The organism is Gordonia sp. w5E2, from assembly GCF_036540975.1.
GTDB lineage: Bacteria > Actinomycetota > Actinomycetes > Mycobacteriales > Mycobacteriaceae > Gordonia > Gordonia jacobaea.
In genome coordinates, this window is record NZ_CP144213.1 from 639180 (window position 1) to 659906 (window position 20727).

A 20727-nucleotide genomic window follows, 5' to 3' on the forward strand; every position below is an offset into this window, starting at 1 on the left:
CTATTCGGAAGTGAGCGGCCCGCTGGTCTTCGGTCGCTCACTCGTGCTCTCGCTGAAGACCGCGGCGAACACGTCGGGGGTCAGTTCGTTCCACTGCAATTCGTGGTACTCGCGTTGCGCCAGAATCATGCGCTCGATGTCGAGGACGTAGCGTCCGGACATCACCGGACGACCGCACACGATGTTGCGCGCGGCCGCGGCCGCGATACCACCCGACATTGCCGCGGTGGAGCCCAATTGCGGCCAGGAGGCGAGACTTCGACCGACCTGACTGGCGGAGAACGCCATTCGCGACGTCAGATTGTCGCCGACGATCGCCATGGCCATGTCGAGGCGCTGCACCGGGTCCGCAGCGTCGGCGGCGCTGAAGTTCTCGCCGCGTCCGTGGAAGATCGGGTACTCGGGATCGAGATCGTATCGTTCGATGTCGAGCATTACGTTCTCGCCGATGTCGGTGACGCTGACCACCGGAATGCGCGCCGCGCGTGCCCGACGACGCATGTCGATCTTCATCGCGATGTCGTCGATCTCCTCGATGATCACCGAGACCGGCTTGCCCGTCGCCACCCCGAGGAAGGCGTCGGCGACGTCGGTCGAGTAGCCGTGCACGAACTGTGTCACCGACGAGTACGGATCGCCCTCGAGGATGCGTCGTTCTGCGATGTCGACCTTGGCGAGCCCGACGTCGCAGATCGAGGTCGTCATGCGGTTGAGGTTGGTCGGTGAGAGTCGATCCGAGTCGGCGATGTGGAAACTGCGGGCACCGGTCAGCGCGCACGACGCCAACGCTGACGACCCGACCGAAAGGCCTGCGACAGCGACCGTCGCGTCGCGCCACGCCTCTTGCTCGGAAGTGGTCAGCAGGAATCGGTTGCGCGCGGTTTTGAGCCGATAGAACAGCTCGGCGTCGGGCATCCGGACGACCGTGTTGCGCCAGTCGATCACGACGTACCGTGTTCGGTCGTCGATGACGGCGGGATCGCCGAAGTCGACGAGGGTGTCCGGCGCGGGCCCCGGCTCGACATGCTCGAGCGCATCGAGCGCGCGAAGCTCTTCGAGCGCAGCGGGCCACATGTCGACCAGTTCGCGACGTGACGCGTCGGTGAGCTGCGCAATCCGCGCGGCGTCGTAGTAGGGGTGCAGGATCTCGATCATCGACTCTCTCCTGTTCCACTCGTTGCCGATGACCGTGGCGGTCACGGAGTCGGGCGGTGTGTCGGGTCCAGACCTTGCCGGAGCCGGGGTCGGTGCCGTACCGGCCTGCGCCGCCTTCATGTCGTCCGAGTGCCAATTGACCTCGGCGATCGAGGAGACGACCGACCGGTTTCTACCAAGGTGTTTTGCTGCGTAGAGGAGATGGTCGGCGGGAGCGATGAGCTGGTCGAGGCTCCGCGAGGTCAGTGTGGAGTCGCCGTCGTGGAGTTCGGCGGGGTCGGCGGTCACACCGCCGACGCTGATCGTGACTCCCGCGTGTGCGTGCACCGTCAGACACAGCCGTGCAGCGATGTCGCGCAGTTGTGCCTCGTCGTCGACGGCCATCAGGATGGTGAACTCCTCGCCGCCCGTTCTCGCGACCAGAGCGTCGTCGGGGACGTTGTCGCCCAGCATGGTCGTCACGTCGACGAGGATCGCGTCGCCCGCGGCGTGACCGTGGGCGTCGTTGATGCGTTTGAAGTGATCGATGTCGATGACGAGCATGGCGATACACCTGCCCGTGCGGTTCGCGGCGCGGAAGATCGGTGTGGCGCCGTCGAAGAGACCGCGTCTGTTGAGAGCGCCGGTGAGTGGGTCGGTGATGCTCAGTCGTGCCTGTTCATCGATCAACGACGACAGCGTGCGACGCAGCATCGTGACCATGATCGTCGGGACCGCGATTGCCATCAGCACCGCGCCACCACCGACCGCGAAAGCGGTCACCGACGTGGCGCGTGCGGCCATGACCCCACATGCGAGAGCCATTGCCGCGACCACGAAACCGACAACGAGATGCTGTGGCGACGCCATGGCGGTGAGTGCGGGCACCGCAGCGATGAGCACGAGAACCGCGATTGCCGAGCCGTTGTCGGCGATTACCGCAGCAGAAGCCGCGATGCCCAACATTCCACCGAAACCGTCAAGCGTGAACTGCTGATCACTGAGCTTGCCGGCGCGGATAGTGAGCGCGACCGAGAAGAGCGTGAAAACCCCGACGAGTGCCAATACCCAGTGTGTACCGGGCATGAGAAAAGAATCCGACGCGAGCCCGAATGCGATGAGCGGGACAGCGCCGACCTGGCTGCACAGCATCGCGAGCGAGCGCTGATCAAACCGCTGCGCCACCGACGACACTTCTCACCTCCGCGTGTGCTCTTCGTTCGCGCGGTCGGGCGCGAGGACGAATCCCCTACATGATTGTGACCGAACACTGTGTAGCGTGCGACGCTTCACAGGCGATTGTGACGAGATCAGTCGATATCGCCGCGGTCCAACCGTTCTTTCGCGATCAATCCGTCCTGGGCACGTTGTTCCTGATATACCAGTCGCCCGATTCTATGCGCGATGACCGGTGCAGTGATGATGGCGAAGAGGCCGGCGAGAATCAACATTCCGACGTCGACGTTGTCGCCGAGTTGGATGATCGCGCCGAGGAGGATTTGCAGCAGTCCGAAGGTCTGAGGTTTGGTCGCCGCGTGCATCCGGCTCAGGGTGTCGGGAAAACGGAACACCCCGAGCGCCGCGGTGAACGCCATCAACGCGCCGAGGATGAGGAAGACCGAGCTGACGATGTCGACGATCATGGTCGTTGCCCCCTCACGTCTGGTCGTCCCGGACTCGGAATCGGGCGATCGCGATCGACCCGACGAAGCTGAGTAGTGCCAGCGCCACGACGCCGGGCACCACGGTGGTGTCGCCGCTGTAGGCCGCCCACACCGCGAGACCGCACATCGCGAGCGCGATGAGAGTGTCGAGGGCGACGAGACGGTCGAGAGTTGTCGGTCCCATGAGCGCGCGGGCAGCGGTGAGCACGGCTGCGACGAGCAGCAGCGTGGCCACGATCACCCAGACGACGCTCATTGGTTCTGCTCCGCTTTGATCGACGCCCGCTCGGCGGTGCGCACGTGGTGATAGTCATCGTCGATGCCGTGGTACGGACTCGGGTGCCATTCGCTGTCACGCTCGAATGCCTTGATGAACATCCGCTCGACGAACGCGATCTGCCGGTGGAACGCCCGCACCTTCTTGTCTGAGCGGACATCGAAGACGTGCACGTAGATCAGCCGTCGACGATGGTCGATCTCCAGCACCATCGTGCCGGGCACGAGGTTGAGATAGTCGACGGCGAGGGTGAGCACCATGTCGGATTTGATTGCCACCCGCACCCGGATGACCGCTCCGAGTGGGCGATAGCCGGGTCGGATCGCGGCCCACGCCACCTGCGCGCTCGACACGAAGAAGTCGACGATCAGCCGTGCGATGAGCCAGAGCACCGACACGGGGTGGATACGGCCCTCGACCGGAACCCGCGGCAGCGGCAGCACGATGGAGATGACCAGCGCGAGCACGACGCCACCGATGATGTTGGCCCACGACACCGTGCCCCACAGCAGCACCCAGACAAAGGTGAGCCAGGCGAGGACCCACAGGCGGACGGCCAGTTCACGGCCGTCACTCGCGATTCGGCCCGGAAGCCGGATGTGTTCGCGAAGCCACACGAATACCCGGACGGTGTTCCAGAAGATGAACAGCAGCGACACGCGCCACGCATTGACGAGGAACGATCTCACGGGTCCCTTGCCGGGCGCGCGTACCGCCCCGGAGCTGCGGCGCCGGGGGTCTTGGTTGCCCTGGTCCTGGCTCGTCATCTGTCACCTCCCAGCACGCTGACGATGTAGTTGTCGCGGTCGGATATGTTGTCGGCCGCGCTGTCGGTGAAGCGCAGGATCGGGCCTGCCCAGAAGGTCAGCACGAGACCGGCCGCGACCATCAGCGCGGTCGGTACCACCATCGACGTCGGCATGCGGCCGACGTCTTCGCGGTCGTCGAAGGAGATGTCGGCACGCTCGTCGATGAGGGCAGACGGAGCGCTGTCGGCGAGCTCGCCCTCGGGAGCGTCGGCACGCGGTCGCCAGAACGCCTTGGTCCACACGCGGGCCATAACGTAGAGGGTCAACAGGCTGGTGATCACCGAACCGGCGACCAACAACCACGCGAGCACCGACCCGTCGCGAGTGCCCGCCTCGAGTAACCCGACCTTGCCGATGAACCCGGAGAACGGGGGGATGCCGCCGAGGTTGAGGGCCGGGATCAAGAAGAGTCCTGCGAGCAGGGGACTCGCGATCAGGCCGCCGAGCCTGCGCAACGACGCAGAGCCCGCCTGTCGTTCGATGAGGCCGACGACCAGGAACAGCGTCGTCTGCACGAGGATGTGGTGCGCGACGTAGTAGATCGCCGCGGACAGTCCCAGTCGTGACGACAGCGCGATACCGAAGATCATGTAGCCGATGTGCGAGACGAGCGTGAACGACAAAAGGCGCTTGATGTCGGACTGCGCGATCGCACCGAAGATGCCTATCAGCATCGTCAGCAGGCCCGCGACCATCAGGATCGAATCCATCGATCCGCCGGGGAACAGCAGGGTATGTGTGCGCATGATCGCGTACACACCGACCTTGGTCAGCAAGCCGGCGAACACCGCGGTGACCGGGGCGGGAGCCGTCGGATACGAGTCGGGCAGCCACGACGACAGTGGGAACACCGCGGCCTTGATGCCGAATGCGACGAGGAGCACCGCGTAGAGCGCGTTGCGGGTTCCCTCGGCCACGGTGTCGAGTCGCAGCGCCATCTCGGCGAGGTTCAGCGTGCCGGTCGTCGCGTAGGCGAACGCGATGCCCGCGAGGAAGATCAGCGACGAGAGCATCGACACCATCACGTACGACGCTCCTGCACGCACGCGTTCTCCGCTGGCACCGAGTGTGAGCAGCACGAAGCTCGCCGACAGCAGGATCTCGAACGAGACGAACAGGTTGAACAGGTCGCCGGCGAGGAAGGAGTTGCAGACGCCCGCGCACAGGATCAGATAGGTCGGCAGGAAGATCGACACCGGCTGCTGCGACGTGCCGTCGCGGATACCCTGCCCGATCGCGTAGCTCACCACGCACAGCAGCACAACGGTCGAGACCACCAGCATCAACGCTGCGAGCGGATCGACGACCAACGTGATCCCGAGCGGACCGTTCGGGTACCCCTTCGACCCCCACCCGCCGATGTGGACCGAGAACGTTCCGTGTTCGTCGGTGAGGTAGAGCATCATGCCCGACGCGACGAGCGCGGTACCGATCGCGACGAGAGCGACAGCACGCTGCAGGATGGGGCTTCGACCGGCGAGCAGCGTGATCGCGGCACCGAGCAGCGGTACGAGCGTCGGCAGCGTGATGAGAACCGGAATCCACGAGGGCTGGGGGATCATCGATCGTCTCCCGGCTGCGGGGGATCACGCGGGTCGGCCGTTCCGGGATAGGGCTTGTCCGGATCCTGCAGATCATTGCCCAGCGGCCACGTCATGTCGACGACGTCGAGGCCGGCTTCTGCGAGTTCGTCCTCCTCGCGCGAGACCTCGTCGATGACGTCGTCATCGTCTGGCATGAGGTCGGTCTCGATCTTGGTCCGGTGCAGTGCGGCGTACTCCTCGGGTGTCAGTGGGTTGCCTTCGTCGTCGAACAGGTCGCCGAGTGGTGTGTCGGCGCCGGTCTCGGGGTTGTCGCTGCGGTCGCGGTCCGGTGCGGTCTGCAGGTTCGTGTTGAGGACCTTGCGATCTTCCACGTCGTCTTCGAGGTCGTCGTCGTCTCGGTTGAGGACGAACAGGCGGTAGACCATCGCGAGGATGAACGCGGCGACACCCATCGTGATGACGATCGCCGTGAGGACCATCGCCTGCGCGAGAGGGTCGGCGTCCTGCGTGCGGTGATCCGACGTCCTGCCGAGGATCGGCGGGTTTCCCGGAGGTCCCGCGAGGGTGATGATCAGCAGGTTGATGCCGTTTCCGACCAGCAGCAGACCCAGCAGCATGCGGATCAGACTGCGTTCCATGAGCAGATACGAGCCGCAGGCGGCGAGGATCGCGACGATGACGAGGAGTCCGAGATTCACGCTCATCGGCTTGCCTCCCCGGGTACGCGCATGATGGTGCCTGCCGGGATCGAGGTCTCGACGTCGAGGCGCGCGCCGAGGCTGCGCAGGATGTCGAGCACCAGGCCGACCACGATGAGGTAGATGCCGAGGTCGAAGAACAGTGCGGTGACGATCTTGATGTCGCCGAGCAGCGGCAGCGTGACCTTGAGGACAGCCGACGACAGCGCGGGCGCGCCGAGCAGCATCGAGGTCGCCGCGGTGCCCGCGGAGATCAATAATCCTGTTCCGAGGAACTTGCCGGGTTCGATGGGCAGCGCCTCGCCGAGTTCGTAGCGACCGCCCGCCAGATAGCGCAACACGAGTGCCAGTCCCATCGTGAGACCACCCGCGAACCCTCCGCCGGGAGCGTTGTGGCCCGCGAAGAAGAAGTAGATCGAGAGCACGACCATCGTCGGGAAGATCAGACGCGTCGTCGCCTCGAGCACCATCGACCGGTGGCGTGGGTCGCGGAACTCGCTGCCGCGCAGCCACGTGGTGCGATCCGGCGGGATCGGGTCGTCGTCTTCGTCGTTCTGGCCGTTCGGGTTGCCGTTGGGACCATTCGCGAGCATGCGTGCGGCGTCGGACACGCGCGGCGCGGCACCGAACCTGCGGTTGCGGAACACCATCGACGCGACGCCCGTGGCTGCGACGATGAGCACGCTGATCTCGCCCATCGTGTCCCACGCGCGGATGTCGACGAGCAGCACGTTGACCGCGTTGGCGCCGTGGCCCCACTTGTACGCGGCTTCGGGGATGTCGACCGAGACAGGCTGTGAGTTGCGCGCGGCAGCGGCGAACAGGCCGATGACCACGAGGCTGACACCGACCGCTGCGCCGATGAGTGCGCGGACCGCCTTGAACCCCGTCGCGTGGCGCGGCTCGGGTTCTGCGGGCAGCTTGCGCAGGACCAGCACGAAGATGACCAGCGTGAGCGTCTCGACCAGGAACTGGGTGAGCGCGAGGTCGGGGGCGCCGTAGAGAGCGAACAGCACTCCGCAGCCGTAGCCCGTGACACCGACGATCAGTGTTGCGGCGAGTCGGTTGCGCAGCAGGACCGCCGCGATCGCCGCGGCTGCCATGATCCCACCGATCACCACCTCGATCGACGAGTCGAATCCGCGCGGCGAGAGTCGATCACGTGCACCGAGGAACAGCACCGTGACAGGCAGGATGATCGCGGTGCACATGATCACGCCCTGCGTGATGGGCAGCGAACCGCGCTGGGTGTTGCGGGTCAGTGTGAGCGAGAGGGAGTCGGCCGTGCGCAGCGTGGCGTCGTAGATGCGGTCGGCGTTGAGTAGCGGGCGGTAGCGGAACAGCACATCCCGAAGACGTCGGATCAGCATGAACAGTGCTGCGCCACCGACGATGACGATGATGGAGAAGACCACCGGCAGCCCGAAGCCGTGCCACATGGCCAGATGCTCGATCTTGTGGCCGTACGACGGCAGGGTCTCGGCGTAGGGCTCGAAGGCGGTGCCGATCAGCGGGCTCAGGAAAGCGGTGACGACACCGAGTACCGCGAGGATCGCGGGTGGCGTCTGGAACGCGACCGAGGGCGGATGCATCTGTGCGACGACGCGGCTCGGGAGCTGGCGCACCTTGCGACCGAACGCGCCCCACAGGAATCGCGTCGTGTACGCCATCGTGATGATCGACCCCGCCAACAAGACGTAGTCGACGGTCTCGGCCTGCCAGTGCTGCAGCGATCCGGTATCCCAGATCGAGGCGAACGCGGTCTCCTTGCCGACGAACCCCATGGTGAACGGCAACCCGGCCATGCTCGCACCCGCGATGGCGGCGATGAGGGCGAGGACGGGCAGACGGTGGCCGAGCCGGGCCAGCTTGCGGATGTCGCGGGTACCGGTCGAGTGGTCGATGATGCCGACGACCATGAACAGTGCGGCTTTGAACATCGCGTGCGCCACCAGCATCGCCAGCGCGGCCATCGCGACGTTCGCGTCGCCCATGCCGAACAACACGGCGAGGAAGCCGAGCTGCGACACAGTGCCGAACGCGAGGATGAGCTTGAGATCGAGTTCGCGAAGCGAGCGCCAGCCGCCGAGCAGCATGGTGAAACAGCCGAGCCCGATCGTCATGACCTGCCAACTGGTGAGGCCGGAGAAGCCGGGAGCCAACCGCCCGATCAGGTAGATGCCGGCCTTCACCATCGCCGCGGCGTGGAGGTATGCGCTGACAGGTGTCGGCGCGGCCATCGCGCCGGGCAGCCAGAAGTGGAACGGGACGATCGCGGACTTGCTGACGGCGCCGATCAGCACCAGCACGATCGCGACGTCGACAAAGATGCCGCTCGACGGCGGGTGCGCCACCAGGTCGGAGAGCAGATACGACCCGGTTCGTTCGCCGAGCATGATGATGCCGACGAGCATCGCGAGTCCGCCGAGGGTGGTCACGAGTAGTGCCTGCGTCGCGGATCTGCGCGAGGTGGCGCGGACGTGATAGAAGCCCACGAGCATGAACGACAACACCGTGGTGAGCTCCCAGAAGATATAGAGCATCAGCATGTTGTCGCTGGCGACGAGTCCGAACATTGCCGCGGCGAACGCAATCATCTCGCCACCGAAGATGGCGACCCGCGGGCGAGCGTCGTCGAAGTAATTGGCGCAGTAGCAGAGCACCAACGCCCCGACACCGAGGATCAGCACCGACATGATGGCCGTGAGCGTGTCGAAACGCATCACGAAATCCATCTGCAGCGTCGGAGCCCAGGTGACCGTCTCGACGCGGGGAGGATCGTGCGCGTGTGGCCAGTTGAGCAGGACCCAGATCAGACCGCCGAGCGGAGCGAGCGCGAGTACGTAGAAACCCCTGGTGCCGAGCGCATGAACGATGGCGGGTGCGATGAGCGCACACACGGCCAACGCGGCCAACACCGAGATCAAAGGGCACTCCGTCTTTCGTCGTCTGGCGGGGTGTCACGGAGCAACTGCCCGCTCGACTATCTTACCGTTGCAGTCATGTCCCGCTTAGTCAGGTTCACAGTCGTTCTGCTGACGTGCACGCTTGCGCTGGTCATCGGTGCTTGCGGGTCCGACGAGGACAGCGGTCTCAAGGGAGTGGCACTACCGTCTGATTTTCCCTCCGATCAAGTTCCCCTGATCGACGGAACGGTGCTGACTGCGTCAGGCGATGCGACCAAGGGCTGGTCGGTGACGGTCCAGGCGCCCGCCGGCGATTCCGGTGTCCTGGACACCGCGGTCAAGAAGTTGACCGACGCCGGTTACACAGAGTCGCAACGAACGTCGCAGAACGGACAGTCCGTCGTGGTGCTGACTGCGGATAAGGCAGGCAAGACGTACTGGGTGAGCGCGGGTGTCACCCCTGCCGCCGCGTCCGGCGGGTCGTCGGTATTCTACACGATCACGACGAGCTGAGGTTCACAGCCGACTGCCAGAGAGTGGGCAGTCGGACGCAAGGGATGCCACGCACCGTGGACGGCACTGTTGATGCGTCATCAGCGCGCCGAATGTCCGGCGCTGGTCGACGACGCACCCGAGCGCAGGGAGTCCCCACGATGTCCGCACCCACCACCGGAGAACACTCGACGAACCCCGAGTACCCGACGAATCCCGATCACCCGACGACCGATCACCTGACGCCAGGGCAGGCGGCCTGGCAGGCGGAAGCGCCTCCGGCCGGCGACTCTGCGCAGCCACGAGCCGACCAGGTGCCGCCGAAGGTCAAGAACGCGATCATCGCGGGCGGGATCGGACTGGCCGTCGGGTTCGGACTGCTCGGCTTCGGCGCCGGGTACGTCGTGGGCCACGACAACTCGACGGGCCAGAGCCAGATGCGCGGCCCCGGGATGAACGGCGGCGGCATGAACGGTGGCGGAATGAACGGGGGCGGGATGCCCGGCATGAACGGTGGTGGCATGAATGGTGGCCAGATGCCCGGCATGAACGGCGGCACGGGCCAGAACGGGCAGCTTCCCAACGGTCAGCAGGGGCAGATGCCGAACGGCCAAGTGCCGAACGGCCAGCTGCCGAATGGCCAGCAGGGCCAGACCCCGAACGGCCAAACCCCGAACGGGCAGGTGCCCAACGGTCAGCAGGGTCAGACCGGGCAGACCGGCACCCAGACCAGTTGAACCAGACCAGTTGAACCAGACCAGTTGAACCCAGCCGTTCACTCGCCCCAGCTGTTCACTCACTCCGTCGGTCGGCGTAGGCGCGCAGGTCCTCGACCTGTGCGGCGTCGAGTGACGGTCGAACCCGCGTGCGGGCGTCGACGACGTCGTCGGCGGTGACGGTCGCGGCGTCGATGTCGCGGCGCATGGCCGCGAGTGCCGCCTCACGCAGCAGCGCGGCGCAGTCGGCGGCCGAGTAGCCCTCGAGGTCGGCGGCGAGCGCGTCGAGGTCGATGCCGTCGGCCAGGGGCACCTTGCGGCCCGATGTGCGCAGAATCTCGGCGCGGGCTTGCGCGTCCGGTGGCGGGACGAAGACCAATCGCTCCAGCCGCCCCGGACGTAGCAGTGCCGGGTCGATGAGGTCCGGCCGGTTGGTCGCGCCGAGGACCACGACGTCCTGCAGCGGCTCGACGCCGTCGAGTTCGGTCAACAGCGCGGCCACGACGCGATCGCCGACGCCCGCATCGGTCGACTGGCCGCGACGCGGGGCGAGGGCGTCGACCTCGTCGAGGAAGATCAGCGACGGTGCCGATTCGCGTGCCGCGGCGAACAGGTCGCGCACCGCTTTCTCCGACGACCCGACCCACTTGTCCATCAGCTCGGCGCCCTTGACCATGTGCACCGAGAGCATGCCCGACGCCGCGAGCGCGCGAACGACGAAGGTCTTGCCGCAGCCGGGTGGTCCGTAGAGAAGCACACCGCGCGGCGGCTCGACGCCGAGCCGCGTGAACGTGCCGGGGTGCTGGAGCGGCCAGAGCACGGTCTCGGTGAGCGCCTGCTTCGTCTCGGTCATGTCGCCGACGTCGTCGAGGGTGATGGATCCGACCGCGACCTCGGGGGTGCGTAGCCGCGAGACGGGTCGGATGACGTCGAGTGCCCCGACGAGATCATCGTCGGTGAGTGAGGGCGCCGCATCGGTAGCGCTTGCCCTCGCGGCCGCACGCAATGCAGCCTCGCGCGCGAGCGCAGCCAAGTCGCCTGCGACGAAACCCGGTGTGCGCGCGGCGATGTGGTCGAGGTCGAGTGCACCGTCGGTGGGTACTCCGGTGAGGATCACTCCGAGTATCCGTGCGCGTCGAGCGGCGTCGGGTAGTCCGATGACGAGTTCGCGGTCGCACAGGTCGGGAGCGCGTAGGCGTTCGTCGAGCCCCGCGGGTTCAGCGCTGGTGACGATCAACGCGATGTGGTCGTCGGACGTCGACGTCGCGTCGGTGGGGCTGATCGCTGCCCGCAGTTCGTCGAGGATCAACGTCGAGACAGGCTCGGACTTCGCGGGCAGCAGGGCGTCGACGTCGGTGATCAGTAGCACCCCCGAGCCGGAGCGTCGGAGATCGGCGATCGCGTCGCTGACCGCGCGGAGGCGGGCCGAGGCCTCGAGCGATCCGATGGTTGGTCCGTCGATCGTCGTCAATGTCCTTGCGGCACAGACGGATCGCACGAGCGTCGCCTTCCCGGACCCTGCCGGACCGGAGAGCAGCACGCCGAGTCGGGGAGTGGCCCCGAGCGCGCGCAGCACGCCTGGCTCGTCGAGCGTGATGCTCAGCCACTCGGTGAGTTTCGCGACCTGCGCGTCGACCCCGACCAACTCCGACGCCGGGCGCACCACGTGCCCCGGCGATTCCGCACCCGGCGGTGTGGTGAGCCAACCGCGCCCGACCCCACCTGCTGCCGCGCCGACGGCGCCGCGACTCTCGCCGACAACGCCGGGACTCGTGTCCGCGGCGCGTGGTGCTGCACCGACGGCACCGCGTGTGGCGTCGACGCCATCCGACGCCCACAGCACGGCGGTCGAGGGCTGCACGCTGACCGGCGACCCGGGATCGGTTGCGGTGACCGTCAGCAACTCGTTGGTCCACGTGATGCCGACCGACAACGTGAGCGCGCGGGTGGCGGCGCTCGCGGTGAGTTCCGGACCGAGGTCGCGTGGAAGCAGCGACACCGCATCCCCGACCGACAGCACCTTGCCGAGGAGTGCACGCCGCAGCGTCGCCTCGTCGACGCCTCGACTCGCAACAGCGGAACCGGTGACGACGACCCGTGCCGCGCCGTGCACGGCAACCCCGGAGAGCACGACCGAGGCGTTTTCCTTGATGCCCGCGTTGGAGAACGTGATGTCGTCGAGCAGTAGCGTGCCGGTCGGCGTCCCCGACGGTGCTGCCGCGACGACGGCCGCGGTGACCCGTGCACCCGTGATCGACACCGCGTCCCACTCACGCAATCCGAGCGCCGTCAGCGCTTCGGGATGAGCGCGGACGATCCCGCGGCGCGAATCCGCAGCCGACGTATTGAGCCGAGCGGTCAGCGTGAGCTGCGCGTTCACCGGGCGTCACCGCCGGCCGGGGCATCGGTGACAGGGACGTCGGAAGCAGGGGCGTCGGAAGCAGGGGCGTCGGACACTGTGGTGTCGGAAGCAGGGGCGTCGGACACCGTGGTGTCGGAAACCGGGGCGTCGGAAACACTGTGGGGCGCCGTGGTTTCAGAGCCCGGGATGTGCAAGCCGAGTCGCGCGGTCGATTTGCGCGGTGGCAGCGTGCGGCGCGGCTGGCCGCGGGCGATCGCCCGACGTTCCGCCCGGCGCTCGGCGGGCGGGGCCTCCCAGTGTTCTGGCCGCGCCTGTACCCAGCGTCGACTGCGCCAGGCGAACGGAATGTGCACGGCGTATGCCGCCACCAGGATGATCATCAGCACGTATGGGTAGGTCAACAGCAGTGCTGCGCCGATCGCGACGAGGATCAACAGGCCCGCAAGCTTGCGCGGATGCACAGACGACGTCTTGAGCGATGCTGTCGGAACTCGACTGACCGCGAGCAGTGCCACCACGACCAACCACAATCCGACGACCAGCGGCGAGGTCCACCATCCGTCGCCGAACTGCTGGGCGAGCCCGATCGGCAGCAGGGCCACCAGGGCTGCTGCGGGCGCGGGTACGCCGACAAAGAAGTCGCGGGTGTAGCCGGGGGCATCGGTGTCATCGAGCAGGGTGTTGAACCGCGCGAGCCTCAGCACGATCGCGCAGCAGTAGATCAGCGCGAATCCCCAGCCGAGGTCGTGTCCTTGCAGCAGATACAGGTACACGATCAGCGCTGGCACGACGCCGAAGTTGATGGCGTCGGCGAGTGAATCGATCTCGGCGCCGATCTTGGTGGTCGCGCCCATCAGCCGGGCCACGCGGCCGTCGATGCCGTCGAGTAGGGCCGCGGCGACGACGAGTGCCATCGCAAGGTCGACGTTGTCGTTGATGACAGCGCGTACCGCCGTCAACCCCGCGCAGATCGCGAGAATCGTCAGCGCCGACGGTACGAACATCCGCCCCGCGGCGGCCTGTCGCCGCAGTCTGCCCTGCTCGTCGTTCGACGCCGAGCCCCGGGGGACTCGACGTCGCGTCGACCTCATCGACGGATTGCGGTAGTGCAGCGGGGTGCGGTCTACGCCCGCTCGATTGTTGGTCGGCATGTCATCCGCCGTCGCGGACGCGGGTGGTATCCGAGGTACTCAGCGTGGCGAGCGGGGTCTCGGCGCCGACGGTGCGCTGCCCGACCAACACTTGTTGCTTCGTACCCGGCGGGAGGTAGACGTCGACGCGTGAGCCGAACCGGATGAGTCCGTAGGTGTCGCCGATGCAGAGGTGATCGCCGACCTTCGCGGTGCAGACGATTCGACGCGCAAGCAGGCCGGCGATCTGTACCACGGCGATGTCGGAGTCGCGGGGTGTCGGGTCGGGATCGTCGCCGTCGGAATCGTCCCCGCCGTCGGGGCGCACGACCATCGTCGTGCGCTCGTTTGCCGAACTCGCCTCCGGGAGGTCGGCGGACACGAACGAACCGGGCGTGTGCGTCACCGACAACACGCGACCGCTGATCGGGACACGCTGCACGTGGACGTCGAAGATCGACAGGAACGTCGAGACGCGCGGTCGGGGTTGGTCGCCGAGACCCGATTCCGCTGGGGGAACGGCATCGTCGACGAGGCTGACGATCCCGTCTGCCGGAGCCACCACGACGCCCGGCTCAGTCGGCGGAACCCGTGAGGGATGCCGGAAGAAGGCTGCGCAGGCTCCTGCCGCGGCGGTCGCGGGCACCGCGATCCACCGATGTCGCCGACCAACCACCGCCACCGCCGATGCCGCGGCGACGAACGGGAGGCCTGCCGGGTGGATCGGGGGAAGGGTCTCGCGCGCAAGAGCAACGAGGTGCGTCGGGGTCAGGCCGGAACGGATCGGACCGTCGGATTCGGTTGCCGGATGTTGTGCTGATGCGTCCGGTCGCGGGCGCCTGGCCACCTGATCATCCTCCCGAGTCGGTCGCGCCGGAATTGCCCGTCGCGTCCGTACAGCTTAGCGATGCCAGACAGCTGCGGTTCCGGGGTCTGGGGGTCGCAGACGTCACAGAACGACGACGTTGACGACCGAACCCGCAGGCAATGCGGTGGTCGTGGCGGGGATGTCGATCAACGCGTTCGCCCCCGCGAGGTAGCGCAGATGATGTGACCCCGGTGGACCTATCGGCTCGACGACCAGCCGGCCGTCGACGCCCGGGAGCAGCGACTCGTCGACGACGCCGCGCATGAACTGCCTTTTGCCCTCCGGTGATCGGATGTCGCTGCCGAGCGTGGCCGCGACGCGTGGTCGGTCGGGTGACAGGCCCATCGCCGCGCGCAGGGGAGGACGGATGAACACCTCGAACGACACGAGCGAACTGACCGGATTTCCCGGCAACGTGATGATCGGGACGCGACGGCCGGCCGGGTCGAGGTGATGCCCACATCCCTGCGGCATCCCGGGCTGCATGGCCACCTTCACGAACTCGACCGGCCCGGCGTCGAGTGCCTCCTTGACCACCTCGTACGCCCCGGCGCTCACGCCACCGGAGGTGATGATCAGGTCCGCGTCGGCCGACGCCTCGTCCAGGCGCTCGAGGAAGTCCGCGACATCGTCGGGAACGAAGTGAACGTGCCGTGCCAGCGCGCCCGCCTCGGTGAGGGCTGCGGTGAGCATGGCGCCGTTGGACTCGTAGATCTGCCCGTGCTGCAACGGTTTTCCCGGCTCGACGAGCTCGGAGCCGGTCGACAGCACCACAACCCGCAGCCGTCGGGCAACCGCGACGTCGGCGAGGCCGAGCGCCGAGAGCAGTCCGATCTGTGCCGCCCCGAGCACCGTGCCGGCGGGCAGCGCGACGTCGCCGCGCGCGATGTCGGAGCCTTCGCGTCGAATGTGCTTTCCCGCCTCGACGCCCGAGCTGAACCCGACCGTCGAGTCGGGCACGTGGTCGACAGAGAAGTCGCCGTCGGTGAGTTCAACCGGCACAACGGCATCGGCGCCGTCGGGCAGCGGTGCACCGGTCATGATCCGCGCGGTCGTCCCCGGTGCGAGTGTCACCAGACCCGTGCGGCCGGCAGGAATGTCGTCGACGACGGGCAGCCGGACGGGCTCCGCCGCACTGGCACCGGCGATGTCGTCGGCCCGCACCGCGTATCCGTCCATCGCGGAATTGTCGAAGGCGGGCATCGCGAATGCCGCGACGGCGTCGTCGACGGTGGCCATACCCAGCGCATCCGCAACCGCGACGCGGACCGTTTCCGGAGGCCCGAACAGCTCGCTGACGATCTTCTGATGCTCGGCGACGGAACGCATTGGCCCAGCATGCCACGTAGATCGAGCCCGTCCTGCGCTCGCGCCCGACGGGCACTAGATTCGATGCATGACGCTGGGGCTGCTGCTCGACATCGACGGGGTGATGGTCACCTCGTGGCATGCGCTGCCCGGCGCCGTCGAGGCGATCGAAGAACTCTCCGAGCGCGGCTACCCGCGAATGTTCTTGACCAACACCACATCACGGTCGCGATCACAGATCGCCGAAGCGCTCGGCAACTGCGGATTCGAGGTCGAACCCGACGAGATCCTCACCGCCGCCAAACTCACCGCCGAATTCCTGGCCCGCAACTATCCCGGCAAGCTCGCCTGGGTTCTCAACGAGGGACCGATCGCCGAGGACATGACCGGCGTGCCACTCACCGACGACCCAAACGAAGCTCAGGTCATCGTCCTCGGCGGCGCCGGGCCGGTGTTCACACACACTGCGCTGTCGACAGTGCTGGAGAAGATGCTCGCCGGTACCCCGGTCGTCGCGATGCACCGTTCGATGATCTGGTCGACGGCCCGTGGCCTCTCGATCGACACCGGCGTCTACCTCGAGGGCCTCGAGAAAGCCTCGGGACGAAAGATCCGCGCTATCGGCAAGCCCTCGCCACTAGGTTTTCGCGCCGCCGTCGAACTCATGAACCTTGAGCCGACCCAGGTGGTGATGGTCGGCGACGACATGCACAACGACGTCCTCGGCGCCCAGGCCGCCGCACTCATCGGCGTGCTGGTGCGGACCGGCAAGTTCCGCGAGGACGCGCTGCGCGCCCTGCAGCGCGATGAGTTCGGGCCGGTGCCCGACCACATCATCGACTCCCTCGCCGACCTCCCGGCCCTTATCGAGAAGCTCGACGGCGCCTGACCCTGCCCACTCGACTGGCCGAAGCGCCCACTCGACTGTCTGGAGCGCCCAGTCGACGGTCTAAGGCGCCCACTCGACTTTCTAAGGCGCCCACTCGACTGGCCGAAGCGCCCACTCGACTGTCTAAGGCGCCCACTCGACGCGAAGTGCACCCGTCGACTGTGCGCTCGAGAGCGTCGACTGGGCGCTGTATCCCGTCGACTGGGCGCTGCACTCCGTCGACTGGGCGCTCTATCCCGTCGACTGGGCGCTCTATCCCGTCGACTGGGCGTTCAGGCGGCCCGGGCGGTGCTCGATTCTGCGGCGCGCTTGATCTTGCCCAGGGTCTCGGCCATCCCGACCTTGAGCTCTTCCTCGAACGAGTCGGAGCCGCCGAACACGAGGTCGACGAGCGTCGAGGACACCTTGGTCGTCTTGCCGCCCGCGGCTTCCCGACGTTCCGTCACCGTCACGCCGCCCGACGGGTTCGGCTCGATGGTGTAGCTCCACACGGTGTGGTTCTCCGCGACGCGGAACCCGATCTCCTGGTTGGGTGCGAACCGCACCACCTTCGACGTCGTCGGCCAGGCGAGCGGTCCGCGACGGTTGATGTTGACCGTGCGGGTGCCCAGCTTCACCGGCCCGCCGATGATGAACATCTTGGCGCACTGCGGACTCCACTCGCCCATGCGGGCGAGGTCGGAGATCACGGACCAGACCTGCGTGGGCGTGGCGTCGATGTCGATGGACTCTTCGATCAGTGCGGCGGTCATGGTTCCCCCGGGTTGTGCGTTGCGGACGGTCGATGACCGACGGTGTCGCCGGTCACAGCTCGCATCACCCTAGAACGCCTATTGTCGGACAGTCAATAAGACTCAGACGATGAGCACGGTCCCGATCATCGCCGCGACGCCGACGAAGACCGCGGCAGAGATCCATCCCGCGGGATGCGCGTCGTTCTCGAGCAGGATGGTCCCGAGCTTGCCGGGCGTGAGCCAGTCGATGAGCACGAATGACCACATCATCACCGCGATGGTCAGCACCGCGTAGGCGAGCGTGTAGAGCAGCGCCTTCCACAACACGAGGGTCACCGTGTCGACCACCGAGGCGACCAGCACGAACGCGATTCCGACGACCATCGACGTCGTCAGGATCATCGCGTTGCGGTTGTTGTCCACCCAGACGAGCTGCCGAAGCCGGCCCGGAGTCACGAGGTCGAGGGCACCGAAGCCGACGACCATGAGCGCAACCCCCAGGAGGCTGAACGACGCACCCCAGGCCAGATTGGTGCCGAACACTGCGTCCACCTGTGATCTCCCCTCGTCGCCGACCCTCTGGTCGGTGCGTGGTCGCCGGTGCACGCGGGCGCGACACCCACGAAAACCCTAACCCGCGACGACCCCTGCGAGCCCGAGGTTCTCACGCAGTGTCCGACCCGGATACTCGGTCCGGTACACGCCGAGGTCTTGGAGCTCGGGAATCACGTCGTCGACGAAGCGGTCGAGGCCGCCGGGAGTGACGTGTGGAACGAGGATGAAGCCGTCACTCGCGTCGGCCTGCACGAAGCGGTTGATCTCGTCGGCGACGGTGCGCGCCGAACCGACGAACGCCTGACGCCCCGTGACCTCGATGATCAACTCACGCGTCGTGAGCTTCTTCGACTCGGCCAACGCGCGCCAGCGGGCTGCGACGTCGCGTGGGTCCTCGTGGATGCGGACACTGGCTCGCCCCTTCGCGACGGTGTTCTCGCCGGGCAGCGGGTCGATGCTCGGTAGCGGGCCGTCGGGATCGTGGTCGTGGAGGTCTCGATTCCAGAGTTGCTCGAGGAACTTGATCGCGGTCTGTCCGCTGACCTGCGCGAGTCGGATCTCGTGCGCGAGTTCCGCCGCGTCGGCATCGGTATCTCCGACGACGAACGTCGCGGCGGGCAGGATCAGCAGATCGTCCGGTCTCCGCCCGTGAGCGGCGAGACGCCCCTTGACGTCGGCGTAGAACGCCTTGCCGTCGTCGAGCGTCGAGTGTCGCGAGAAGATCGCGTCGGCGCGCGCGGCGGCGAACTCCCGACCCTCGTTCGAATCTCCCGCCTGGAAGATCACCGGCCGCCCCTGCGGGCTGCGCGGCACCCCGAATGTGCCGCTGATGTCGAACTGCGAGTCGAGGTGCGCGAACTGGCCGGCGTGTGGTCTGCGCAGGAATTCGCCGGAGGACCGATCGGCGACGATGTCGTCGCGTTCCCACGAATCCCACAGTTCCACAGCGGTTTCGAGGAACTGCCGAGCCCGCACGTAGCGCTGATCCGCCGGAAGGTATCCGCCGCGGCGGAAGTTCTCGCCGGTGAACGCATCCCACGACGTCACGACGTTCCAGGCTGCGCGACCGTCGGAGAGGTGGTCGAGCGACGCGAATTGCCTTGCCACCTCGACGGGTTCGTTGAATGTCGAGTTGATCGTCCCGGCGAGTCCGAGATGTTCGGTGACCGCCGCGAGTGCGGCGAGGATGGTGAAGGTGTCGGGCCGTCCGACGACGTCGAGGTCGTAGATCTTGCCGTTCTGCTCGCGCAGCCGGAGTCCCTCGGCGAGGAAGAGGAAGTCGAACAACCCGCGCTCGGCGGTCTGTGCGAAGCGCGTGAACGACGAGAACTCGATGTGACTTCCGGCGGCCGGATCACTCCAGACCGTCGTGTTGTTGACGCCGGGGAAGTGCGCCGCGAGATGTACCTGCTTGGTCATCGGACACCGCCTGACACGGTCGCACGTGAGTATCGATTGACGGGATGGCGCAGACCCAAGGTCTCCCGAAGGGTGTGTGCTCCTGAGGTTTTCGCTTCCGAGTCGACAAGGAGACCGCGTCGACGCAGCTCGGGGGCGAGGTCATCGGCGATGCGGCGAAGGTCGTGCCCGATCGCGGCCGGATGCAGCCGGACCCCCTCCGCCGAGTCAGCTGCACCTGCACGCTCCTCGATGAGGTCGGCCAATCCTGCTGCGGTGCCGACGAACTCCTGTGTGCCGTCGTCGAAGCGGGTGCCGAGCCAATCGTCGTACTGCGCTCGACGACCAGCCGCCGACGCCTGCGTGTCGTCGAGGTAGACGACGAGGTCGTCGTAAAGTCGTAGGTCTTCTCGGCGATTGCTGCCCGACGCTGCGAGCACCTTGTCGAGCGTCGCACGGTCATCTGGACTCGTGAAGAACCCGATATCGGCGCTGCCGCTGAGCAATTCGAGTGACGCGGGATCGCCTGCCGACACCGTCGTCGCGATGAGGGGCTGCCCCTGCGGGGGTCGTGGTGTGATCGACGGGCCGCGCACGGAGAAGAACTCGCCTTCGAAGTCGATGTAGTGCAACCGATCCCGGTCGATGAAGCGTCCGGTCGCGACGTCGCGGATCTCGGCGTCGTCCTCCCACGAGTCCCACAGTCGGCCGATCACCCCCGCGTATTCGGCAGCTTCTCGGTGCAGCGCAGCGCGATCCGATGCCACCTCGAGGTTCCGACGTCCGAACAGTGAGACGTTCTCGGGCCGGTCGTCGACGGCCAGCACGACTCCCGCACGTCCACCGCTGACGTAGTCGAGCGTGGCGATCGCCTTCGAGGTGTGGAACGGCTCGGTGTGCGTCACGGTCACTGTGGGCAGGAGTCCGATTCGCGTGGTGAGCGGCGCGATTCGTGCCGCGATCAGCACGGTGTCGAGCCTGCCGTTGACGAGGTCGGTACGCACCGGCGGCGCGCCGGCCGACGACTCGCCGGGCAGTAGCGGCCGAGGCTCGAATCCGTCGTCGAGCGTGACGAGATCGGCACCAGCGCGTTCGGCGGTGACGATCGCGTCGCGCCAGTAGCTGGCGCTGAACAGTGCGTCCGGTCTGGCCTCCGGGTCTCGCCAGGCAGCCGGGTGTCGACCGGCGCCACGCAGTCCGATGGCCAACGACAGCGTTGAATCACTCACGACTCGTCTCAACG

The 20727-nt window shown here is 66.9% G+C and carries 18 protein-coding genes; 3 read left to right on the forward strand and 15 right to left on the reverse strand.

Going from position 1 to position 20727, the window contains the following annotated elements:
* From RND64_RS02815 to RND64_RS02845, 7 genes are all read right to left on the reverse strand, one after another.
* Positions 1–2319 carry a diguanylate cyclase gene (locus tag RND64_RS02815; protein WP_235434280.1) on the reverse strand — a complete coding sequence of 773 codons (2319 nt, stop codon included), beginning with the start codon at positions 2317–2319 and terminating at the stop codon, positions 1–3.
* Positions 2320–2444: 125 nt separating this feature from the next.
* A complete protein-coding gene (gene mnhG / locus RND64_RS02820; protein WP_005206692.1) occupies positions 2445–2777 on the reverse strand; it encodes a monovalent cation/H(+) antiporter subunit G in 333 nt (110 codons plus the stop codon).
* Positions 2778–2790: 13 nt separating this feature from the next.
* The gene (locus RND64_RS02825; RefSeq protein ID WP_049697570.1) at positions 2791–3054 is read right to left on the reverse strand and encodes a monovalent cation/H+ antiporter complex subunit F; all 264 of its coding nucleotides are present in this window, start codon (positions 3052–3054) and stop codon (positions 2791–2793) included.
* Positions 3051–3842, reverse strand: coding sequence for a Na+/H+ antiporter subunit E (locus RND64_RS02830; protein ID WP_049697571.1), 792 nt, complete (start codon positions 3840–3842; stop codon positions 3051–3053). Before RND64_RS02830 ends, RND64_RS02825 begins: the two co-directional genes overlap by 4 nt.
* Positions 3839–5446, reverse strand: a complete 1608-nt coding sequence (locus RND64_RS02835; protein WP_049697572.1) for a Na+/H+ antiporter subunit D — start codon at positions 5444–5446, stop codon at positions 3839–3841. The genes RND64_RS02830 and RND64_RS02835 overlap by 4 nt, the downstream gene beginning before the upstream one ends.
* The gene (locus RND64_RS02840; RefSeq protein WP_049697573.1) at positions 5443–6132 is read right to left on the reverse strand and encodes a Na(+)/H(+) antiporter subunit C; all 690 of its coding nucleotides are present in this window, start codon (positions 6130–6132) and stop codon (positions 5443–5445) included. The genes RND64_RS02835 and RND64_RS02840 overlap by 4 nt, the downstream gene beginning before the upstream one ends.
* A complete protein-coding gene (locus RND64_RS02845) occupies positions 6129–9053 on the reverse strand; it encodes a Na+/H+ antiporter subunit A (protein WP_049697574.1) in 2925 nt (974 codons plus the stop codon). The genes RND64_RS02840 and RND64_RS02845 overlap by 4 nt, the downstream gene beginning before the upstream one ends.
* A gap of 75 nt (positions 9054–9128) precedes the next feature.
* Here RND64_RS02845 and RND64_RS02850 point away from each other — a divergent pair, with 75 nt between their 5' ends.
* A complete protein-coding gene (locus tag RND64_RS02850; protein WP_049697575.1) occupies positions 9129–9545 on the forward strand; it encodes a hypothetical protein in 417 nt (138 codons plus the stop codon).
* 140 nt (positions 9546–9685) lie between these two features.
* Complete coding sequence (locus tag RND64_RS02855; protein ID WP_049697576.1) at positions 9686–10261, forward strand: hypothetical protein; 576 nt, start codon at positions 9686–9688, stop codon at positions 10259–10261.
* A gap of 55 nt (positions 10262–10316) precedes the next feature.
* Here the strand turns inward: RND64_RS02855 and RND64_RS02860 are convergent, their stop codons facing one another.
* The 4 genes from RND64_RS02860 to moeA all read right to left on the reverse strand — a co-directional run bounded on the left by RND64_RS02860 (position 10317) and on the right by moeA (position 15929).
* A complete protein-coding gene (locus RND64_RS02860; RefSeq protein ID WP_049697577.1) occupies positions 10317–12620 on the reverse strand; it encodes an AAA family ATPase in 2304 nt (767 codons plus the stop codon).
* On the reverse strand, positions 12617–13753 hold the full coding sequence (locus RND64_RS02865; protein WP_049697578.1) for a CDP-alcohol phosphatidyltransferase family protein: 1137 nt from the start codon (positions 13751–13753) through the stop codon (positions 12617–12619). The genes RND64_RS02860 and RND64_RS02865 overlap by 4 nt, the downstream gene beginning before the upstream one ends.
* A gap of 1 nt (position 13754) precedes the next feature.
* Entirely contained in the window at positions 13755–14579 is an 825-nt protein-coding gene (locus tag RND64_RS02870; protein WP_414651992.1) for a phosphatidylserine decarboxylase, read from the reverse strand.
* 102 nt (positions 14580–14681) lie between these two features.
* Positions 14682–15929, reverse strand: coding sequence for a molybdopterin molybdotransferase MoeA (gene moeA, locus RND64_RS02875; RefSeq protein ID WP_049697579.1), 1248 nt, complete (start codon positions 15927–15929; stop codon positions 14682–14684).
* A gap of 67 nt (positions 15930–15996) precedes the next feature.
* Between moeA and RND64_RS02880 the strand changes: the two genes are divergently transcribed.
* Positions 15997–16797, forward strand: a complete 801-nt coding sequence (locus tag RND64_RS02880; RefSeq protein ID WP_049697580.1) for an HAD-IIA family hydrolase — start codon at positions 15997–15999, stop codon at positions 16795–16797.
* A 272-nt stretch (positions 16798–17069) separates the two neighbouring features.
* On the opposite strand, the gene RND64_RS02885 is transcribed toward RND64_RS02880, so the two are convergent.
* From RND64_RS02885 to RND64_RS02900, 4 genes are all read right to left on the reverse strand, one after another.
* Positions 17070–17549: an SRPBCC family protein gene (locus tag RND64_RS02885; RefSeq protein ID WP_049697581.1), complete on the reverse strand. Its 480-nt coding sequence runs from the start codon at positions 17547–17549 to the stop codon at positions 17070–17072.
* Positions 17550–17651: 102 nt separating this feature from the next.
* The gene (locus RND64_RS02890; protein WP_005206677.1) at positions 17652–18083 is read right to left on the reverse strand and encodes a DUF350 domain-containing protein; all 432 of its coding nucleotides are present in this window, start codon (positions 18081–18083) and stop codon (positions 17652–17654) included.
* A gap of 78 nt (positions 18084–18161) precedes the next feature.
* The gene (locus tag RND64_RS02895; protein ID WP_049697582.1) at positions 18162–19505 is read right to left on the reverse strand and encodes an NtaA/DmoA family FMN-dependent monooxygenase; all 1344 of its coding nucleotides are present in this window, start codon (positions 19503–19505) and stop codon (positions 18162–18164) included.
* Complete coding sequence (locus RND64_RS02900; RefSeq protein ID WP_049697583.1) at positions 19502–20713, reverse strand: LLM class flavin-dependent oxidoreductase; 1212 nt, start codon at positions 20711–20713, stop codon at positions 19502–19504. Before RND64_RS02900 ends, RND64_RS02895 begins: the two co-directional genes overlap by 4 nt.
* Positions 20714–20727 lie beyond the last annotated feature (14 nt).